1 protein-coding gene is annotated in these 21,337 nt (G+C 76.6%); it reads left to right on the top strand.

The features are described from left to right. The first annotated feature begins 68 nt into the window (after positions 1–68). The gene (locus OIM89_RS17190; protein WP_264491403.1) at positions 69–21,308 is read left to right on the top strand and encodes a non-ribosomal peptide synthase/polyketide synthase; all 21,240 of its coding nucleotides are present in this window, start codon (positions 69–71) and stop codon (positions 21,306–21,308) included. Positions 21,309–21,337 lie beyond the last annotated feature (29 nt).

Below are 21,337 nucleotides of genomic sequence, written 5' to 3'. Positions count from 1 at the left end.
GACACCTCCGCGGCGGGCAGCTCCCCCTGCCCGCCGCGGCCCCTCTCCCGGACGCGCTCGCGTACGTCATGTTCACCTCGGGCTCGACCGGCGTCCCCAAGGGGGTGGCCGTCCCCCACGCCGCCGTCACCGCGCTGGCCTCCGACACCCGCTGGCGCGGCGGCGCCCACACCCATGTCCTCTTCCACTCCCCGCACTCCTTCGACGCGGCGACGTACGAGATCTGGGTGCCGCTGCTGCGCGGCGGCACGGTCACCGTCGCCGAGGAGGAGATCAGCCCGCCCGTGCTGCGCCGGGCCGTGGCGGGCGGGGTGACGGCCGTCTTCCTCACCAAGGCCCTCTTCGACCTCCTCGCGGAGGAGGACCCGGGCTGCTTCTCGGGCCTGCGCGAGGTCTGGACCGGCGGCGAGGCCGCCTCCCCCGCCGCGATGGCCCGCGTCCAGCAGGCCGTGCCGGAGCTCACCCTGGTCCACGTCTACGGCCCCACCGAGACGACCACCTTCGCCGTCTGCGGCCCCCTCACCCCGGCCGACACCCGCGACACCCCGGTCCCCCTGGGCTCCGCGATGGACGGCACCGCCGCCCACATCCTCGACACCGCCCTCGCCCCGGTACCGGTGGGCACCGCGGGCGAGCTGTACCTCGGCGGCACCGGCCTCGCCCGCGGCTACGACGGCCGGCCCGACCTCACCGCGACGCGGTTCGTGCCCGACCCCGAGAGGCCCGGCGAGCGGCTGTACCGTACCGGTGACCTGGTCCGCCGCCGCCCGGACGGCCGGATCGACTTCCTCGGCCGCACCGACACCCAGGTCAAGATCCGCGGTCACCGCATCGAACCCGCCGAGATCGAGACCGCCCTCCTCGCCGACCCGGCCGTCACCCGCGCCTGCGTCGTCGCCCGCGAGGACCGCCCCGGCGTCCGGCGCCTCGTCGCCTACCTGGTGGCCGCCGCCCCGCAGGACCCGTCGGCGCTGCGCGACCGGCTCGCCCGGACGCTTCCGGAGTACATGGTCCCGGCCGCCTTCGTCACCCTCGACACGCTGCCGCTGACCCCCAACGGCAAGATCGACCAGCGCGCGCTGCCCGCCCCGGGCCCGGCCACCGCCGAGTCCCCGTACCGCGCGCCGCGCAACGACACCGAGCGCGCCCTGTGCGAGCTGTGGGCCGGCCTCCTCGGGGTCGAACGGGCCGGCGCCGACGACGACTTCTTCGCCCTGGGCGGGGACTCGGTCACCGCTCTGAAGGCGCTGTCACGGCTGCGCCGCACGCTCGCCGTCGACCTGCCCGCCCGTACCCTCTTCGACCACCCGACCCCGGCCCGGCTGGCGGCCGTGCTGACCCGGGAGACCACGGGCACGGCGGCGGCCCCGGGCGGGGAGATCCCGGCCGCGACCCGCGACGGAGGGCCGCTGCCGCTCTCGCCGGGGCAGGAACGGCTCTGGTTCCTGGACACGTTCGCGCCGGGCGGCGTCGAGTACAACACCGGCCTCGCGCTGCGCGTCGCGGGCGGGCTGGACCTGACGGCGCTGCGCGGCGCGCTGGACGGCCTCGCCGCGCGGCACGAGCCGCTGCGCACCACCTTCACCGAGGGCGGGCAGACCGTGCACCCCGCGCTTCCGCTGCCGCTGCGCGCGGTCGACGCGGACGGCGAGGAGGAGCTGCGCCAGGTGCTGGCGGCGGAGCAGGCCACCCCGTTCGATCTGCGCACCGGGCCGCCCGCACGCGTCCTGGTGGTGCGACTCCCCCGGCAGGCGGCGACCGTGCTGGCCCTGACGGTGCACCACATCGTCACCGACGGCTGGTCGATGGGGATCATCACGCGCGAGCTGAGCACCCTGTACACGGCTGCGGTACGCGGCGAGCGGGCCCCGCTCCCGCCGCTGCCCGTGCGGTACGCGGACTTCGCCGCCTGGCAGCGCGACCGGGTGGCCGGCGACGCCTTCGACGGCCAGCTCGCCTACTGGCGCGAGAAGCTGGCCGGAACCGAGCCCCTGGACCTGCCCACCGACCGGCCCCGCCCGGCCGTCCGCACCACGGCCGGCGCCCTGCACACCTTCGAGGTCCCGGCGGAGCTGGCGGCCCGGCTCACCACGGTGGCCCGGGAGGGCGGCGCCAGCCTCTTCATGGCGCTGACCGCCGTCACCCAGCTGCTGCTCTCCCGGCACACCGGGCAGCGGGACATCGCGCTCGGCACGGTGGTCGCCGGGCGCGAGCGGCCCGAAGTGGAGGAGCTGGCCGGGTTCTTCGTCAACACCTTGGTGCTGCGGCAGCAGGTACCGGGGCAGCTGCCGTTCGACGGCTTCCTGCGGCAGGTCCGCGCCACGGTGCTGGACGCCTTCGCCCACCAGGAGGCCCCGTTCGACCGGGTGGTGGAGGCGGTGGGCGCCGACCGCGACCCGAGCCGTACCCCGCTCGTGCAGGCCCTGCTGGTGCTCCAGAACTCCCTGGACATCGCTCCCGACTTCGCGGGCCGCCCGGCCCGCCGGCAGCCGGTGCCCCGGGCCTCCTCCCGGTTCGACCTGCTGTGGGAGTTCTTCACGGAGCCCGACGGGCGGCTCACGGCCGAGGTGGAGTACAACTCCGACCTCTTCGACGCCGCCACCGTGGAGCGGCTCGGCCGCCACTGGCTGACCCTCGCCGGGCAGGCGGCGCGCACGCCCGCGCTGCCGCTGGCCCGCCTCACCCTGCAGGACGCCGCCGAACGCGCCGCCCTGCTCCCGCCGTCCGAGGCCGCGGAGACGGAGGGCGCCCCCTTCCGCACGGTCGTGGAGCTGGTCGCCGAGCGCGTCGCGGCGGCCCCGGAGGCGATCGCGCTCCGGCACGGGGACGCTTCCGTCCCGTACGCGGAGCTGGGCCGCCGCTCCGACCAGCTCGCCCGGCACCTGCTGGCCCTGGGCGCCGGACCGGAACGCCGGATCGGCATCTCGCTGCCGCGTACCCCGGACCTCGTGATCGCCGCCCTCGCCGTCCTCAAGACCGGTGCGGCCTACGTCCCGCTCGACCCGGAGTACCCGGCCGACCGCCTCCGCCACATGCGGCAGGAGAGCGGCGTCCACCTCACCGTGGACGCGGCCGTCGTCGCCGGGGCCCTGACGGCCGACGACAGCCCGGTGCCGTCCCCGCCCCTCGCCCCGGCCAACGCGGCGTACGTCATCCACACCTCCGGCTCGACCGGCAGGCCCAAGGGTGTGGTCGTCCCCCACCAGGCCATGAGCCGCCTGATCGCCTGGGCGACGACGCTGGGCGAGGAGACCTTCCGCCACACCTTCTTCTCCACCAGCCTCAACTTCGACGTCTCCGTCTTCGAACTCTTCGGCACCCTGGCGGCGGGCGGCACGCTGGAGATCGCGCACGACATCCTCAGCCTCACCGACCGGCCGGCCTGGGACGGCACGCTGATCTCCGCCGTCCCCTCCGCGGTCGCCGCCGTCCTGGACGACCCCACGACGCGCCTGCGCCCGAAACTCCTCGTCCTCGCGGGCGAGGCGTTCCCGGCCTCGCTCCTCCACACGGCGCGGCGCACTCTGCCCGGCGCCACCGTCGCCAACATCTACGGCCCCACCGAGGCCACCGTCTACGCCACCGGCTGGTTCTCCGACACGGGCCCGGCCCCGGAGGGCGCCACCGTCCCCATCGGCCGCGCCCTGGCGGGCAAGAGCGCCTACGTCCTGGACGCGACGCTCAACCCGGTCCCGGACGGCGTCCGCGGCGAGCTGTACCTGGCGGGCAGCCTGGCCCGCGGCTACCACGGTCAGCCCGGCCTGACGGCCGCCCGCTTCGTCGCCCACCCGTACCACCCGGGACAGCGGCTCTACCGCACCGGCGACCTCGTCCGGCGCCGCCCCGACGGCACCCTGGAGTACGCCGGCCGCAACGACCAGCAGATCAAGATCCGCGGCCACCGCGTGGAGACCGGCGAGATCGAGACCGTCCTCACCGGGCACCCGGGGATCGCCCGGGCCGCCGTCGTCCTCCGCGAGGACACCCCCGGCACCAAGTACCTCGCCGCCTACCTGGTCCCCGCGGGGGGAGCCGCCCCAGACGCGGCCGGGGTCCGGGCGCACCTGGCCGGGGCCCTTCCCGGCCACATGGTCCCGGCGGCCTTCGTGACGCTGGACGCGCTGCCGCTCAACGCCGCCGGCAAGCTCGACCGGACCGCCCTGCCCGCTCCCCACTTCACCGCCGGCACCACCGCGTACACCGCGCCCCGCACGGAGACCGAACAGCTGCTCGCCGGCATCTGGGCGGAGGTGCTGGGGCGCGAACAGGTCGGCTCCCGCGACAACTTCTTCGACCTCGGCGGCGACTCGATCATCAGCCTCCAGGTGGTCTCCCGCGCCCGCCGCGCCGGGCTCGCCCTCACCTCCCGCGACGTCTTCCTCAACCCGACCGTCGCCGCCCTCGCCGCCCGGACCGGCGAGGCCGCCACGGAGCCGCGGTCTCTCGCGGAGCAGGGCGTGGTGAGCGGCGAGGTCGCCACGACGCCGATCCGCGAGTGGTTCTTCGCCACCCACCCCGCCGCGCCGCACCACTTCCACATGGGCGCCGGGTTCCTGCTCCCCGCCGGTACGGACCTCGCCGTCCTGCGGGCCGCGGTGGCCGCCGTGCTGGAGCGGCACGACGCGCTGCGCTCCACCTTCACCCGGGCCGCCGACGGCAGTTGGGCCGGGCGGATCGCCGCCACCCTCGACGTGGACGAGGTCTTCACCCCGGTCCCGGACGAGGGGGACGCCGCCTGGGCGACGCTGACCGCCCGGGTCCAGGCCGGGCTGGACCTGGCCCAGGGGCCGCTCGTCCGCGTCCTGGTGCGGACCGCCGGGCCCGACGCGCCCCCGCAGGTCCTGATCGCCGCCCACCACCTGGTGATGGACGGCGTCTCCTGGCGGGTGCTCCTGGAGGACCTGGAGTCGGCGTACCGGCGGATCGCGGAGGGCGCCGAGCCCGCGTACGGCCCCAAGGGCACCTCGGTCCGGCAGTGGGCCGAGCGGCTGGCCACGCACACCACGGCGGGGAACTTCGATGGGGAACTCCCGTACTGGGAAGGGGTGCTGGCGGACACGGCCACCCGGCTCCCGGTGGACCTGCCAGGCGGGGCGAACACCGTCGGCAGCGAGCGTTCCGTCTCGGTGGGCCTCACCGCCGAGGAGACCGAGGCGCTGCTGCACGCCGTCCCGTCCGTCTACCGCACCCGGCCCAACGACGTCCTGCTGGCCGCGCTCGCCCGGACGCTCGGCCCGTGGGCCGGCGGCGGCCGGCTGGCCGTGCACCTGGAGGCGCACGGCCGCGCGGAGCTGTTCGAGGATGTCGACCTGACCCGCACCGTCGGCTGGTTCACCTCCCTGCACCCCGTCACCCTCGACCTCCCCGCCGCCCCGGAGGACGGCGACTGGCGGGAGCTGCTGCCCGCCGTCAAGGAGCGGCTGCGGTCGGTCCCCGGGCAGGGCGTGGGGTACGGCGCGCTGCGGTACCTGCGGGCCGCCGAGCCGGGCCCCGCCGGGGACCGGGCCCGCGCGCTCGCCGCGTCGCCCACCCCCGAACTGGCCTTCAACTACCTCGGCCACTTCGGCACGGCCGACGACGCCGGCTGGGCCCGCTCCCTCGTGCTCAACCCGGGCGGCGAGCACGACCCGGGCGAGCGGCGCGGCCACGTCCTGGAGGTGGTCGGCGCCGTCCAGGACGGGCGGCTGACCTTCACCTGGGCGTACTCCGGGACGCTGCACGAGCGGGCGACGGTGGCGGCGCTGGCCGAGCGCTACGCGACCGAGCTGCGCGGGCTCCTCGCGCACTGCGCCCGGCCCGGCGCGGGCCGCTGCACCCCCTCCGACTTCCCCCTGGTGCGGCTCACCCAGGACGAGGTGGACCGGATCACCCTGGGCGACGGCGAGGGGCGCGGGCCGCGTGAGGTGGCGGACGTGTACCCGCTGACGCCCCTGCAGGCGGGGATGCTCTTCCACGCCCTGAACGACCCGGAACAGGGCTCCTACCTGGAGCAGTTCACCTTCGTGCTGGACGGGGCGGACGACCTGGACGCCCTGGCCGGGGCGTGGCGGCGGGTGGTCAACGCCTCGGACGCGCTGCGGGTCTCGCTCACCTGGGCCGGACTGCCCGAGCCGGTGCAGGTGGTCCACCGGGAGGTGCGGGTCCCGGTGGCGCGGCTGGACTGGAGTGACCGTACGGAGGCCGAGTGCGCGGCGCTGCTGACCGCGCTGCTCGCCGAGGACCGGGCCGCCGGGATGGAGCTGGCCGGGGACGGCCCGCTGACCCGGGTCGCGCTGGCGGCGCTGCCGGGCGGACGGGTGCGGGTGGTGTGGACCTTCCACCATCTGCTGCTCGACGGGTGGAGCAGCGCGGCCGTCGTCGCCGACGTGGTGGCCGCGTACGCCGCCGCCCGGGGCGGGGAGCCGGCGCGGCTCCCCGTGCGCGGCGCCTTCCGCGACCACCTGGTGTGGCTGGCCGGACGGGACCGGGCGGCGGGCCGGGCGTTCTGGCGGGACCGGCTCGCCGGGTTCGCCGGGCCGACCGCGCTGCCCTACGACCGCGCCCCGGGTGAGGCGCACCGCACCGGGTCCACCGGACGGTTCGCCACCCGGCTCGGCGCGGACGCCTCGGCGGCCGTCACCGCCGCCGCCCGCCGCCACCGGGTGACGCCCGGCACGATGGCGCAGGCCGCCTGGGCGCTGACGCTGGCCGCGCACGCCGGTACGCGGGACGTGGTCTTCGGGACGACGGTCTCGGGGCGGCCCGCCGGGCTGCCGGGCGCCGAGTCGACGGTGGGCCTCTTCATCAACACCGTGCCCGTGCGGGTCACCGCCCTGCCCGGCGAGCCGGTCGGGCCGTGGCTGCGGCGGATCGGCGAGGCGCAGGCAGGGGCCGACGAGTACGCCCACGTGCCGCTGCACGAGATCCCCGCCGACGTGCCCGCCCCGGCCGCGCTCTTCGAGAGCCTGCTGGTGGTCGAGAACTACCCGGTGGCCACGGGCGAGGCCGCCGGTCACGGGGTGACGGTCCGCGAGCTGGACGCGGTCGAGTCCACCAACTACCCGCTGACCCTGACCGTCCGCCCCTCCGCCACCTACGAGCTGACCGTCGGTTACGACCCGGCGCTGTTCGACACCGACACCGCCGAGCGGCTCACTGACGGTTTCCTGCGGGCCCTCACCGCCCTCGCCGAGGACACCGGCGAGGGGAGCCTGGCGGCGCTTCCGCTGCTGGCCGGGGCCGAGCGCGAGCGGGTGCTGGGCGAGTGGAGCGGCGGCCTGGGCGGGGCGACCGCGGACTCCTCGGTGCCCGAGGCGTTCGCCCTGCGGGTGGCCGCGACGCCGGACGCGCCCGCCGTCCGCTGCGGCGCCCTCACCTTCACCTACCGCGAACTGGACGCCCGCTCGGACCGGGTCGCGGCGGCGCTGCGCCGGCGCGGGGCCGGAGCCGGGGCCCGGGTGGGGCTGCTGCTGCGCCGCTCGCCCGACGTGGTGGTGGCGATGCTGGCGGTGCTGAAGACGGGCGCGGCCTACGTCCCGCTGCACGCGGCCCACCCGGTGGAGCGGATGGAGCAGATCCTCGGCAGCGCCGGGGCCCAGCTCCTGCTCGCCGACGCCGACGCCCCGCACCTCCCGGCCGGGGTCGGCGTGCTGCGGCTCGCGGACGCCACCCGGCGGGCGAGCGACCCCGCCGGGGCGGGCGCGGGCACCCCGGCGCGGGCGGTCCCGGCCGACGAGCCGGCGTACGTCATGTCCACCTCCGGGTCGACCGGCACGCCGAAGGGCGTCACCGTCACCCACCGGGCCGTGGTCTGTCTCGCGGCCGACCGGCGCTGGGAGTCGGGCGCCCACCGGCACGTGCTGTTCCACTCGCCGCACTCCTTCGACGCCGCCACCTACGAGGTGTGGGTGCCGCTGCTGAACGGCGGCTGCGTGGAGGTGGCCGAGGAGGACCTGTCGGCGCCGGTGGTGCGGCGCGCGGCCGGTCGCGGGGTGACGGCGGTCTTCCTGACCACGGCGCTCTTCGGCGCGCTGGCCGAGGAGGACCCGGCCTGCTTCGCGGGGCTGCGCGAAGTGTGGACCGGCGGTGAGGCCGCCTCCGCCCCCGCGATGGCGCGGATGGCCGCGCACTGCCCGGGGACGGAACTCGTCCACGTCTACGGCCCGACCGAGGCCACCACCTTCGCCCTCTGCGGCCCCGTCACTCCCGACGACACCGCCCGCCCCCGCCCCGTCCCCCTCGGCCGCCCCATGGACGAGACGCTGGCCTACGTGCTGGACGGCGCGCTGCGCCCGGTCGGCGTCGGTGTCCCGGGTGAGCTGTACCTGGGCGGTCCGGGGCTGGCCCGCGGCTACGACGGGCAGTCCGCGCTGACCTCGTCCCGGTTCGTGGCCGACCCCTTCGGCTCGGGCCAGCGGCTGTACCGCTCGGGGGACGTGGTGCGGCGGGGTCCCGACGGCCGCCTCGCCTTCCTCGGCCGCGGTGACGGCCAGGTGAAGATCCGCGGCCACCGCGTCGAACTGGGCGAGATCGAAGCGGCGCTGCGGGCCCGCGCCGACGTCGGCGGGGTCGCGGTGGCGGCCCGGGAGAGCCGCTCCGGGTCGCAGCGGCTGGTGGCGTACGTGGTCCCGGCGGGAGGTGCGGCGCTGGACGTGCCGGCCGTCCGGGCCGACCTGGCCGGGCGGCTGCCCGCGTACATGGTCCCCTCGGACCTGGTCGAGCTGGCGGCGCTGCCGCTGACCGTCAACGGCAAGGTCGACCGGCGGGCGCTGCCCGCGCCCGGCGACGCGGACGGCGGCCGGGACGAGGAGGGCGCGGAGTACACCGCGCCGCTGCCCGGGACGCAGACCGTGGTGGCGGAGGTCTGGGCCGAGGTGCTCGGGGCCGAGCGGGTCGGCGCGCACCAGGACTTCTTCACGCTGGGCGGGGACTCCATCGCGGGGCTGAAGGTGGTCTCGCGGCTGCGGACGCGGCTGGGGGCGGACCTCTCCCCGAGGACGCTCTTCGACCACCCGACCGTCGCCTCCCTCGCGGCGGCCGTCGACGCGGCCCCGGCCGGGAACGGTCCCGGCTCCGGCGGCCCGGTGCCCCGGGCACCCCGCGACGGTGCGCTGCCGCTCTCCTTCGCGCAGGAACGCCTGTGGTTCCTCGACGAGTTCGCGCCCGGCTCCGGCGAGTACAACGTGGTGACGACGCTCCGGCTGACCGGCGCCCTCGACCTGCCGGCGCTGCGCACGGCGGTCGCGGGCCTGGTCACCCGTCACGAGGCGCTGCGCACCACCTTCGCCCCGGTGGACGGCCGTGGCACGCAGACGGTCCACGCCCACCTGGAGGTTCCGGTGCGCGTGGCGGAGCCCGGCTCCGGCGAGGAGGCCCGCGCCGCCCTGCGCGCCGAGGCGATCCGGCCGTTCGACCTGCGCACCGGCCCGCTGATCCGCGTCCTGCTGGTCCGCGACGCCCCCGGCGCCTCCCCGGACGGCGCCACGCTGATGCTCACCCTCCACCACATCGTCACCGACGGCTGGTCGATGGGGATCGTCGCCCGCGAGCTGAGCGAGCTGTACGCCTGTGCCGTACGCGGCACCGAACCGGCGCTGCCCGCGCTCCCGGCGCACTACCCGGACTACGCGGCCTGGCAGCGCGACCGCCTCACCGACATGGCACTGGAACCGCATCTCACCTACTGGCGCGGCCAGTTGGATGGCCTCCCGGTACTGGAGCTGCCCACCGACCGGCCCCGCCCGGCGGTCCGCAGCGGGCGCGGCGCCCTGCACTCCTTCCCGGTGCCGCGTGAGGTGGCCGTGGCCCTCGGAGAGGCGGCGCGACGGCGGGGCGCGACCCTGTCGATGGCGCTGACCGCCGTCACCCAGCTGGTGCTGGCCCGGCACAGCGGACAGCGCGACCTGGCGGTGGGGACCGCCGTCTCGGGCCGTGACCGCACCGAACTCGAAGGGCTCGTCGGCTTCTTCGTCAACACGCTGGTACTGCGCTCCCGGATCGACGAGGCGGCCGGTTTCGGTGCCCTGCTCGACCAGGTGCGCGGGACCACGCTGGCCGCCTTCGCCCACCAGGAGGTGCCGTTCAGCCGCCTGGTGGAGGAGCTGGCCCCCGACCGCGACCCGAGCCGCACCCCGCTGGTGCAGGCCGCCGTCACGCTCCAGAACGCGCCCCGGGACTCGTTCGCGCTGCCCGGGCTGCTGGTCGAGGAGACGCTGCCGCCGGTGGAGACGGCCCCCTTCGACCTGAACGTCGAGTTCGAGCCGAGGCCCGACGACGGGCTCTTCGCCGTCGTCTCGTACAGCACCGACTTGTACGAGGCCGCCACAGTGGCGCGGCTGGCCGCGCACTGGCTGGAGCTGGCCACGCGGCTCGCCACCGGCGACCCCGAGCGCCCCCTGCGCGAGGTGCCGATGCTCGGCCCCGCCGAGCAGGCCGAGGCCCTGACAGCCGCCGAGGGCAGGGCGACCGGTACCCCGTCCCTGTCGGTCCCGGCCGCCTTCGCGGCCCGGGTGGCGGAGAACCCCGACGCCCTCGCCCTCCTCTCACCTTCAGGACGGCTGACGTACGCGGAGCTGGACGAGCGCGCCGACCGCCTGGCCCGCGCTCTCGCCGAACGGGGTGTCACCGCCGAGTCCCGGGTGGGCCTGCTCCTGGAGCGTTCGGCGGACCTGGTCGTCGCCCTGCTCGCCGTCCTGAAGGCGGGCGGCACGTACGTCCCCCTCCACACCGCCAACCCCGAGGAGCGCACCCGCGACCTCCTCACCCGCAGCCGCACGGAACTGGTTCTCACCGACCGCGACCTGCCCTCCGTCGCCGGCGTCCCCGCGCTCCCGGTGCACACCGCACCTACGTCGTCCGGCCGGACCCCGGCCACGGTCCACCCCGACGGCCTCGCCTACGTCATGTACACCTCGGGTTCCACGGGCAAGCCCAAGGGCGTCGCGATCACCCACGCCGACATCACCGCGCTCGCCGCAGACTCCCGCTGGCACAACGGCGCCCACCACCACCTCCTCTTCCACTCCCCCCACTCCTTCGACGCCGCCACCTACGAGATCTGGGCCGCCCTCCTCAACGGCCACACCCTCACCGTCGCCCAGGAGGACATCACCGCCCGCTCCGTCCGCCGGGCGGTCACCGAGGGCGTCAGCTCCCTCTTCCTCACCAAAGCCCTCTTCGACCTCCTCGCCGAGGAGGACCCCGGCTGCTTCACCGGCCTCCAGGAAGTCTGGACCGGCGGCGAAGCCGCCTCCCCGACCGCCATGGCCCGCGTCCAGGCCACCAACCCGGACCTGACCGTGGTGCACGTCTACGGGCCCACCGAGACAACCACCTTCGCCATCAGCGGCCCCCTGACCCCGGCCGACACCGCACACGGCCCGGTCCCGCTCGGCCTGCCCATGGACAACACCCAGGCCTACGTCCTGGACACCTCCCTGGCCCCGGTCCCCGCAGGCGTCCCCGGCGAGCTCTACCTCGGCGGCACCGGCCTCGCCCGCGGCTACGACAGCCAACCCGCCCTCACCGCGAGCCGCTTCATCCCCGACCCGCACCACCCCGGAGCCCGCCTCTACCGCACCGGCGACCTCGTCACCCGCCACCCCGACGGCCGCCTCCACTTCCTCGGCCGCACCGACACCCAGGTCAAGATCCGCGGCCACCGCATCGAACCCGCCGAGACCGAGACGGTCCTCCTGACCCACCCCGAGGTCACCCGCGCCTGCGTCCTGGCCCGCCCCCTCCCCTCCGGCGGGCGCCACCTCGTGGCCTACGTCGTCACCGGGCGCCCGCTTCCCGAGGCGGAGTTGCGCTCCCACCTCGCCGCGACGCTCCCCGACTACCTGGTGCCGAGCGCCTTCGTACCGGTCGAGACGATCCCGCTGACCGCCAACGGCAAGATCGACCACCGCGCGCTGCCCGACCCGCACCTCACCACGGGTACCGCGTACACCGCGCCCGCCACCCCCATCGAAGAGACCCTCGCCGCCATCTGGGCCGAGGTCCTCGGCGCCGAACGCGTCGGCGTCCACGACAACTTCTTCTCCCTCGGCGGCGACTCCATCACCAGCCTCCAGGTCGTCTCGCGCATCCGGGCGGCCTGTGCGGTGGAACTGTCCCCGCGCGCCCTCTTCGAGCAGCCGACCGTCGCCGGGCTCGCCGCCACCGTGGCCGAGGCCGCCGGTACCGACGCGGGCGCCATCACCCCGGCCCCGCGCGACGGCGACCTGCCGCTCTCCTTCGCCCAGGAACGCCTGTGGTTCCTGGAGGAGTTCGCCGGTTCCACCGTCGAGTACAACGTGGTGGAGGCCCTGCGGCTGACCGGCCCGCTCGACACCGGCGCGCTCCGCGCCGCCTTCGCCGCCCTGGTCGCCCGGCACGAGGCGCTGCGCACCACCTTCGGCTCCGTCGAGGGCCGCGGCGTCCAGGTGGTGCACGAGGCCGGGCAGCCGGTGGAGTTCCGCACCGCCGAGGTGGACGCGGGCGAGGACGGTACCGCGCGGCTCGCCGAGGCGGTGCGCCAGGAGGCGGCCCGGCCCTTCGACCTGCGGACCGGGCCGCTGCTGCGGGTGCTGCTGCTGCGCCGGTCCGCGCGGGAACACGTGCTCGTGCTCGCGCTGCACCACATCGTCACCGACGGCTGGTCCATGGGCGTCCTCACCCGCGAACTGGGCGCCCTCTACACCGCCGCCGTCGAGGGCCGGGACGCGGCGCTGCCCGCCCTGCCCCTCCAGTACCCGGACTACGCCGCCTGGCAGCGGGGCCGCTCGGTGGCCGAGGACGAGATCGCGTACTGGGCCGGGGCGCTCGCCGGGCTGGAGCCGCTGGCGCTGCCCACCGACCGGCCCCGCCCCGCCGTCCGGACCAGCGAGGGAGCCCTGCACACCTTCGAGGTCCCCGACGCCCTCGCGGCCCGCCTCGCCGCGGCCGGACGGAGCGAGGGCGCGAGCCTGTTCATGGTGCTGACCGCCGTCACCCAGCTGCTGCTCTCCCGGTGGACGGGGCAGCGGGACGTGGCCGTGGGCACCGCCGTCTCCGGTCGCGACCGGGCCGAACTCGAAGGGCTGGTCGGCTTCTTCGTCAACACCCTGGTGCTGCGGTCTCAGGTCGACGAGCGGCTGCCGTTCACCGGGCTGCTCGCCGGGGTGCGCGGGAACGTACTGGACGCCTTCGCCCACCAGAGCGTGCCGTTCAGCCTCCTGGTGGACCGGCTCGCCCCGGACCGTGACACCAGCCGCACCCCGCTGGTGCAGGCGATGGTGAGCCTCCAGAACACCCCGGACGAGGAGCCGCTCGCCCTGCCGGGGCTGGAGGTGGCCCCGGTCGAGGTGGCGCGGGACACCGCCCAGTTCGACCTCACCTTCGGCTTCCGCGAGGAGGGCGGCGCGCTGCTGGCGGGCGTCGAGTACCACACCGGCCTCTTCGACGCGGCCACCGTGAACCGGCTCTCCCGCTGGTGGCTGCGGCTGGCCGAGGCCGTCCTCACCGCGCCCGGCACCCCGCTGCTGGCGCTGCCCGCCCTGCCCGACGAGCCGGCGGCCCCGGCCGCCCCCGCGCCGCGCCCCGAGGTGCCGCCGCTCAGCGCCCCCGCCCTCTTCGCCCGCCGGGTCGCGGCCGCCCCGGACGCGCCCGCCCTGATCCACACCGACGGCACCACCCTCACCTACCGCGAGCTGGACGAGCGGGCCGACCGCCTCGCCCGCCGCCTGGTCCGGGCGGGCGCCGGCCCCGAGGAGCGGGTGGCGCTGCTGCTGCCCCGCTCGCCCGACCAGGTCGTCTCGGTCCTCGCGGTGCTCAAGGCGGGCGCGGCCTTCGTCCCGGTCGACCCGTCCTACCCGGCCGACCGCACCGGCTACGTCCTCGCCGACTGCGGGGCCCGCCTCCTGCTCACCCACCGGGAACAGGCCCGAAAGCTCCGCGAGGCCGGCCGCCTCCCGGAGGAGCCCGGCCTCTCCCTTCTCCTCCTCGACGACGCGCCGGACACCGCCGAGACCCCCTCGGTACCCGCTGCCGGCCTGCCCCCGCTGCCCGAAGTCCCGCTCACCGCTGGGGCGTACGTCATCTACACCTCCGGCTCGACCGGCCGCCCCAAGGGCGTGACCGTCACCCACGCCGGGCTCTCCGCGCTCGCCGCCACCCAGGCGGCCCGGCTCGGCGCCGGTCCGGGCTCCCGGGTCCTCCAGTTCGCCTCGCCCGGTTTCGACGCCTCCTGGTGGGAGCTGTCGATGGCGCTGCTGACCGGCGCGGCCCTGGTCGTCGACCCCCCGGAGCCGGGCGCGGCCACCACCGACTGGGGCGGCAGGCTCGGCCCCGTCGTCGCGGCCACCGGGGTCACCCACGCGACCCTGCCGCCCGCCCTGGTGGCCGCGCTCGACCCGGCCGTCCTGCCGCCGGTGCTGGTGGTGGCCGGCGAGGCGTGCCCGCCGGAGACGGTGCAGCGGTACGCGCCGGGCCGCACCCTGGTCAACGCCTACGGCCCGACCGAGACCTCCGTCTGCGCCACCATGAGCGCCCCGCTCGTCCCCGGCCCCGGCACGCCGCCCATCGGCACCCCGGTGACCGCCGCCGAAACGTACGTTCTGGACGCCTGGCTGCGGCCGGTGCCGACGGGGGTGCCGGGTGAGCTGTACGTGGCCGGCAGCGGGCTGGCGCGCGGCTACCTGGACCGGCCCGGGCTCACCTCGGGCGCCTTCGTCGCCGACCCCTTCGGCAGCGGCGGGCGCCTGTACCGGACCGGTGACGTGGTGCGCCGCCGCGCCGACGGCGCACTGGAGTACCTGGCCCGCCGCGACGACCAGCTGAAGGTGCGCGGCTTCCGGGTCGAGCCCCGCGAGATCGAGAACGTGCTCGCGCGCCACGCCTCGGTGGCGCAGGTCGTGGTGGACGCCCGCCCGGCCGGCTCCGCCGCCGGTACGACGCGGCTGGTGGCGTACGTCGTGCCGGTGACGCCCGGCGCGGCCGACGCGGCGGCGCTGCGGGAGCACGCGGCGGCGGCGCTGCCGGAGTACATGGTCCCCTCGGCTTTCGTGGTGCTGGACCGGCTGCCGCTCAACGCCCACGGCAAGACCGACCGGGCGGCGCTGCCCGCTCCGGACGCCGCCCCCGACGGCACGTACACCGCACCCCGGCCGGGCGCGGAAGCGGTCCTCGCGGGGATCTGGGCCGAGGTGCTGGGCGTGGAACGGGTCGGCGCGCACGACAACTTCTTCGACCTGGGCGGCGACTCGATCCTCTCCATCCAGCTGGTGGCCAAGGCCCGCCGGGCCGGGTTCGACCTCTCCTCGCGGGACGTCTTCGCCCGCCAGACCGTCGCCGCCCTGGCCGCCGTCGCCCGGCCGTCCGGCGCGGAGGCGGCGACGCGGGTGACGGCCCAGCAGTCCACGGTGACCGGACCGGTCGCCACCACCCCGATCCGCGAGTGGTTCTTCGCCCACCACCCGGCGGCCCCGGACCACTTCGCCATGTCGATGGCGTTCGAGCTGCGCGCCGGGACCGCCCTCGGCCACCTGCGCTCGGCCGTCGCCGCCGTCCTCGCCCACCACGACGCCTTGCGCACCGTCTTCACCGCACCCGGCCCAGATGGCCCCGTCACCGCGACGATCCTCCCGGACGCCGACCTGGACGCCGTCCTGGAGACGTACGACCTGAGCGGCGCCCAGGACGCCGAGGCCATGGAAACCGCCTGGCGGGAGCGGGCGGCCGCCGTCCCGGCCGGGATCGCCCTCGGCGGGCCGCTGTTCCGGGTCCTGATCGGCGTGGCCGGGGACGGGCAGCCGCTGCGGGCCCAGTTCACCGCCCACCACCTCGTGGTCGACGGCGTCTCGTGGCGAGTGGTCCTCGCCGACCTGGAGACCGCCTGCCGGCAGCTGGCCGCCGGGCAGGCGGTCGACCTGGGCCCGAAGACCACCTCCGTCGCCCAGTGGGCCGACCGGCTCGCGGCCCACGTGGCGGCCGGCGGCTTCGACGCGCAGGCCGCCTACTGGCGTACGGCGCTGGAGGGCGCCACGACCGAGCTGCCGGTGGACACCCCCGGCGGCTCCCGCACCGTCGGCGAGGAGCGGACCCTGCTCGGCTCCCTGAGCGCCGAGCGGACCACCGCCCTGCTCCGCCGTGTCCCCGCCGTCTACCGCACCCGCACCGACGAGGTGCTCCTGACCGCGCTGGCCCGCGCCCTGCGCGGCTGGACCGGACAGGACCGGGTGGCCGTCGCCCTGGAGGGCCACGGCCGTGAGGAACTCTTCGCCGACGTCGACCTGACCCGCACCGTGGGCTGGTTCACCTCGCTCTACCCGTTCGCCCCGGCCCTGCCGGCGGGCGGGGGGTGGAAGGAGTCGGTGACGGCGGTCAAGGAGCAGCTCCGGGCCGTCCCCGACCGGGGGATCGGCCACGGCGCCCTGCGCCACCTCGGCGCGCCCGGCACCGCCGCCGACGCCCTGCGGGACCTCCCCGAACCGCAGATCTCCTTCAACTACCACGGCCAGTTCGACGTGGTGGCGCCCTCCGGCGAGGGAACGGCCACCGCCCCGGCCGGGCTGTACGCCGCCGAGCTGCCCGACGCGGGCGGCGACCGCAGCGGCCGGGAGCTCCGCACCCACCTCCTGGACGTGGTCGGCGGCATCGAGGACGGCCGCCTCACCTTCGCCTGGACCTACTCACCGGGTCTGCACCGCGAGGAGACGGTCCGCGCGCTGGCCGACGCCTTCTTCGCCGAACTGGAGGCGTTCGTCGCGCACTGCGCCGAACCCGGCGCGGGCGGCTGCTCGCCCGCCGACTTCCCGCTGGTCCCCCTCGGCCAGGAGGAGGTGGACCTGCTGGCGGGCGACGGGCGGAACGTCGCCGACCTCTGCCCGCTCACCCCCCTCCAGGCCGGTATGCTCTTCCACACCCTCGACGGGCCGGGCACCGAGGCGTACCTGGAGCAGTTCACCTGCGTCCTCGACGGGGTGCGCGACACCGGCGCCCTGGCCCGTGCCTGGCAGCGGGTGGTGGAGCGGTCCGACGCGCTGCGCTCCTCGGTCGTCTGGGAGGCCGTCGGCCGGCCGGTGCGGGTCGTCCACCGCGAGGTGGTGCTGCCGCTGGAGGTGGCGGACTGGACCGGCCGCACCGAGGAGGAGCGCGCGAACGCCCTCGCCGGCGTCCTCGCCGAGGAGCGGCGGCGCGGTCTCGACCTCACCGCGGCGCCGCTCTCCAGGGTGCTGCTGGCCCGCCTCGACGAGGAACGCGTCCAGCTCGTCTGGACCTTCCACCACCTGCTGCTGGACGGCTGGAGCAGCGCCGCCCTGCTCACCGACGTGGTCGCCGAGTACGCGGCCCTGACCGGCGGCGGGCCGGGCGCCGCCCCGCGCGGCCCGTTCCGCGACTACCTCGACTGGCTGGCCGGGCGCGACCACGCCGAGGGCCGCGCCTACTGGCAGCAGCGGCTGGCCGGCTTCATCGAACCGGTGGCGCTGCCCACCGACCGCCCGGCACCGCAGGCGCACCGGGGCCGCTCCACGGCCCGCGTCGAGGTCCCGCTCACCCCGGCGGCGGGGAGCGGCGCGACCGCCTTCGCCCGGCGCCTGCGCGTCACCCCCAACGCCCTGGTGCAGGGAGCCTGGTCGCTGCTGCTCGCCCACCACGGGTCCACCCGTGACGTGGTGTTCGGCGCGACGGTCTCCGGCCGCCCCGCCGAACTGCCCGGCGCCGAGGAGATCCTGGGCCTCTTCATCAACACGCTGCCCGTCCGCGTCGACACCTCGCCCGGACTGCGGGTCGGCGAGTGGCTCGCCACCATCCAGCGGGACGCCGCCGAGGCGGGCCGCCACGAGTACGTCGCGCTACGCGACATCGCCACCGAACTGCCGCCGGGCACCGCCCTCTTCGACACCCTGCTGGTCTTCGAGAACTACCCGGTGGACCCCGAGGGCGCCGCCCGGCACGGCGTCCGGCTCCGCGAGCCCGAGGCCGTCGAGGCGACCAACTACCCGCTCACCCTGATCGCGGGCACGGCCGCCGGGGACGCCCCCGGGAGCACCGGCCTGAGCCTCACCCTCGCCTACGACCCGGAGCTGTTCGACGGCACCACCGCCGGCCGCCTCGCGGCCGACCTGGCCCGCCTGGTCGAGGAGGTCTGCGCCGACCCGGACCGCCCCCTCGGCGAGGTCCCGGCCCTCTCCGCCGACGAGGCGCGCGAGGCCCTGCGCCGGGGCACCGGCCCGGCCGCCGAGCCGCCCGTGCCCCTCGGCAGCTGGTTCGCCCGGCAGGCGGCGGCCCGCCCGGACGCGCCCGCCGTCTCGGTGGGCACCACGGAACTGTCGTACGCCGAGGTGGACGCCCGCGCCGACCGGCTGGCCCGGCTGCTGCGCGGGCGCGGCACCGACGCCGAGACGCGGGTGGCGGTGCTGCTGCCCCGGTCGGCCGCGTGGGCGCCGGCCGTCCTCGGCGTGGCCCGGGCGGGCGGCGTGCACGTCCCCGTCGACCCGGCGTGGCCCGCCGACCGGCTCCGGTACGTCCTCGACGACTGCGGCGCCGCCCTGCTGGTCACCGACTCCGCGCACGCCGCGGCCCACGGCAGCGACGGCCCGCCCCTCCTCGTCCTGGACGACCCTGCGGTCGTGGCCGAACTGGCGGAACTCCCCACCGGCGCCCCGGAGATCGCCGTACCCCCCGCCTCGGCCGCGTACGTCATCCACACCTCCGGCTCCACCGGCCGCCCCAAGGGCGTCGTCGTGCCGCACCGGGGGCTGACCTCGCTGGCCGCCTCGCTGACCGGCGCGGGAGGTGGAGGGGGCGGCGCCCCGGCCCGGGTGCTCCAGCTGGCCTCGCCCGGCTTCGACGCCTCCGTCCTCGAACTCCTGCTGGCCTTCGCCACCGGCGGCACCCTCGTCCTGCCGTCCGCCGAGGGCCCGCTGGCGGGCGAGGAGCTGGCCCGGGTGGTCGAGGAGGAGCGGGTCACGCACGCCCTGATCCCGCCGACCGTCCTCGCCAGCGTCCCGCCCGGCCGGATGCCGGGCCTCACCACGCTGTTCACCGGCGGCGAGGCGTGCGGCCCCGAACTGGTCCGCCTCTGGTCGCCGGGCCGCACCCTGGTCAACGCCTACGGCCCCACGGAGACCACGGTGGTCGCCACGATGAGCGGCCGGCTCGACCCCGGCACCGCCGACGCTCCCCCGCCCGTCGGCCTCCCGGTCACCGGCGCCGCCGTGCGCGTCCTCGACGCCCGGCTCCGCCCCGTCCCGGCCGGCGTCCCCGGCGAGCTGTACGTGGCCGGCGCCGTCCTCGCCCGCGGCTACCTCGGGCAGGCCGCCCTGACCGCCACCCGATTCGTCGCGGACCCGGAGGGAGGCGGCGGCCGCCTGTACCGCACCGGCGACCTCGTCCGCCGCCGCGCCGACGGCCAGCTGGTGTACGTGGGCCGCGCCGACGACCAGGTCAAACTCCGGGGCCTGCGGATCGAACTCGGCGAGATCGAGGCGGCCCTCACCCGCCACCCCGCCGTCCGCCAGGCCGCCGTCACCGTCCGCGAGGACCGCCCCGGCAGCCGCCGCCTCGTCGCCTACGTGGTCCCCCACGCCGGCACCGAGGCGCCGGACGCCGAGACGCTCCGCACGTTCGCGGGCGGCTCCCTGCCCGCGTACATGCTCCCCGCCGCCTTCGTCCCCCTCCCCGCGCTCCCGGTCAACGCCAGCGGCAAGACCGACCGCCGCGCCCTGCCCGCCCCCGACGACGAGGGCGACCGCGCCACCAGCTACGTCGCCCCGCGCACCGCGACCGAGCGCGCCCTGTGCCAGATCTGGTCGGAGGTGCTGGGGGTCGAACGGGTCGGCGTGCACGACAGCTTCTTCGCCCTCGGCGGCGACTCGATCCTCTCCATCCAGGTGGTCTCCCGGGCCCGCCAGGCGGGCCTGCACATGTACACCCGGGACGTCTTCGTCGGCCAGACCGTGGCCGGGCTCGCCGCCGAGGCCGACGCCGCCCAGGCCGCCGACGCCCCTACCGGGGAGGAGTCCGAGGCCGGCCCGCTGCCGCCGGTCCCGGTCGCCGAGTGGTTCTTCGCCACCCACCCTGAGGCGCCCGCCCACTTCGACATGACGATGTCCTTCACCCTCGCCCCCGGCACCGACCCCGCCGCCCTGCGCACCGCCCTCGGCGCCCTCCTCGACCGCCACGGCATGCTGCGCGCCGTCTACGCCCAGGAGGCGGGTCAGGACTGCTGGACCGGCCGCATCCTGCCCGCACTCTCCCCCGACGCCGTCCTCACCCTCCACGACCTCACCGCCGCCCCCGACCAGGAGGCGGTCTGGAACACCCTGCTCACCGAGGCCCAGTCCGGCTTCCGCCTCGACACGGGTCCGCTCTTCCGCGTCCTGTACGGCGAGCGGGGCGCCGGCCAGGCCCCCTGGCTGAGCCTGGTCGCCCACCACCTCGTCATCGACGGCGTCTCCTGGCGCATCCTCCTGGACGACCTGGAGGCGGCCTACGCCCAGGCCGCCTGTGGCACCGGGCCCGTCACCCCGCGCGAGCGGACCTCCTCGGTCCGCCAGTGGGCCGAACTCCTCGCCCGGCACGTCGCCGAGGGCGGCTTCGACGACCAGCTCGACCACTGGCGGGAGGCGGGCGAGGCGGCCGCCGCACCGCTGCCCGTCGACCACCCCGGCGCCCCCAACACCGGCGCGGAACTGACCGGCACCGCCACCACCCTCTCCGCCGAGCACACCCACGCCCTGCTCAACCTCGCCCCCGGCCACTACCGCACCCAGATCAACGACATCCTCCTCGCCGCCCTCGCCCGGGTCCTCGCCGACTGGACCGGCCGCCCCCGCACGGCCGTCGCCCTGGAGAGCCACGGCCGCGAGGACCTCTTCGAGACCGTCGACCTCTCCGGCACCGTCGGCTGGTTCACCGCCATCCACCCGGTCGCCCTGGAGGCCCCCGCCACCACCGGCTGGCCCGCCACCATCCGCGCCGTCAAGCGCCACCTGCGCACCGTCCCCGACCACGGCGTGGGCTACGGCGCCCTCCGCCACCTCAGCGCCCCCGACTCCCCCGCCCGCGCCCTCCTGGAGACCCCCGCCCCCCAGCTCAGCTTCAACTACCTGGGCCGCCTCGACCTCACCACCGACACCCCCGGCTCCGGCCTCCTCCGCACCGAACTCGACCTCGCCGGCCGCGACTACGCCCTCACCGAGACCCGCCCCCACCTCATCGACGTGGCCGCCATGGTCCAGCAGGGCCACCTGACCACCACCTGGTCCTACTCCCGCGCTCAGTACGACGCCCGTACCCTGACCCGCCTGTCCACCGCGTACACCCGAGCCCTGGAGGAGATCGCGACTGCCTGCCTGGAGAGGTGAGGAGGGCGCGGGGGCCTGGGCGGTGCCGT

It is taken from the genome of Streptomyces sp. BI87 (assembly GCF_025957665.1).
Lineage (GTDB): Bacteria > Actinomycetota > Actinomycetes > Streptomycetales > Streptomycetaceae > Streptomyces > Streptomyces albidoflavus.
This window is presented reverse-complemented; position numbering and strand designations above follow the sequence as displayed.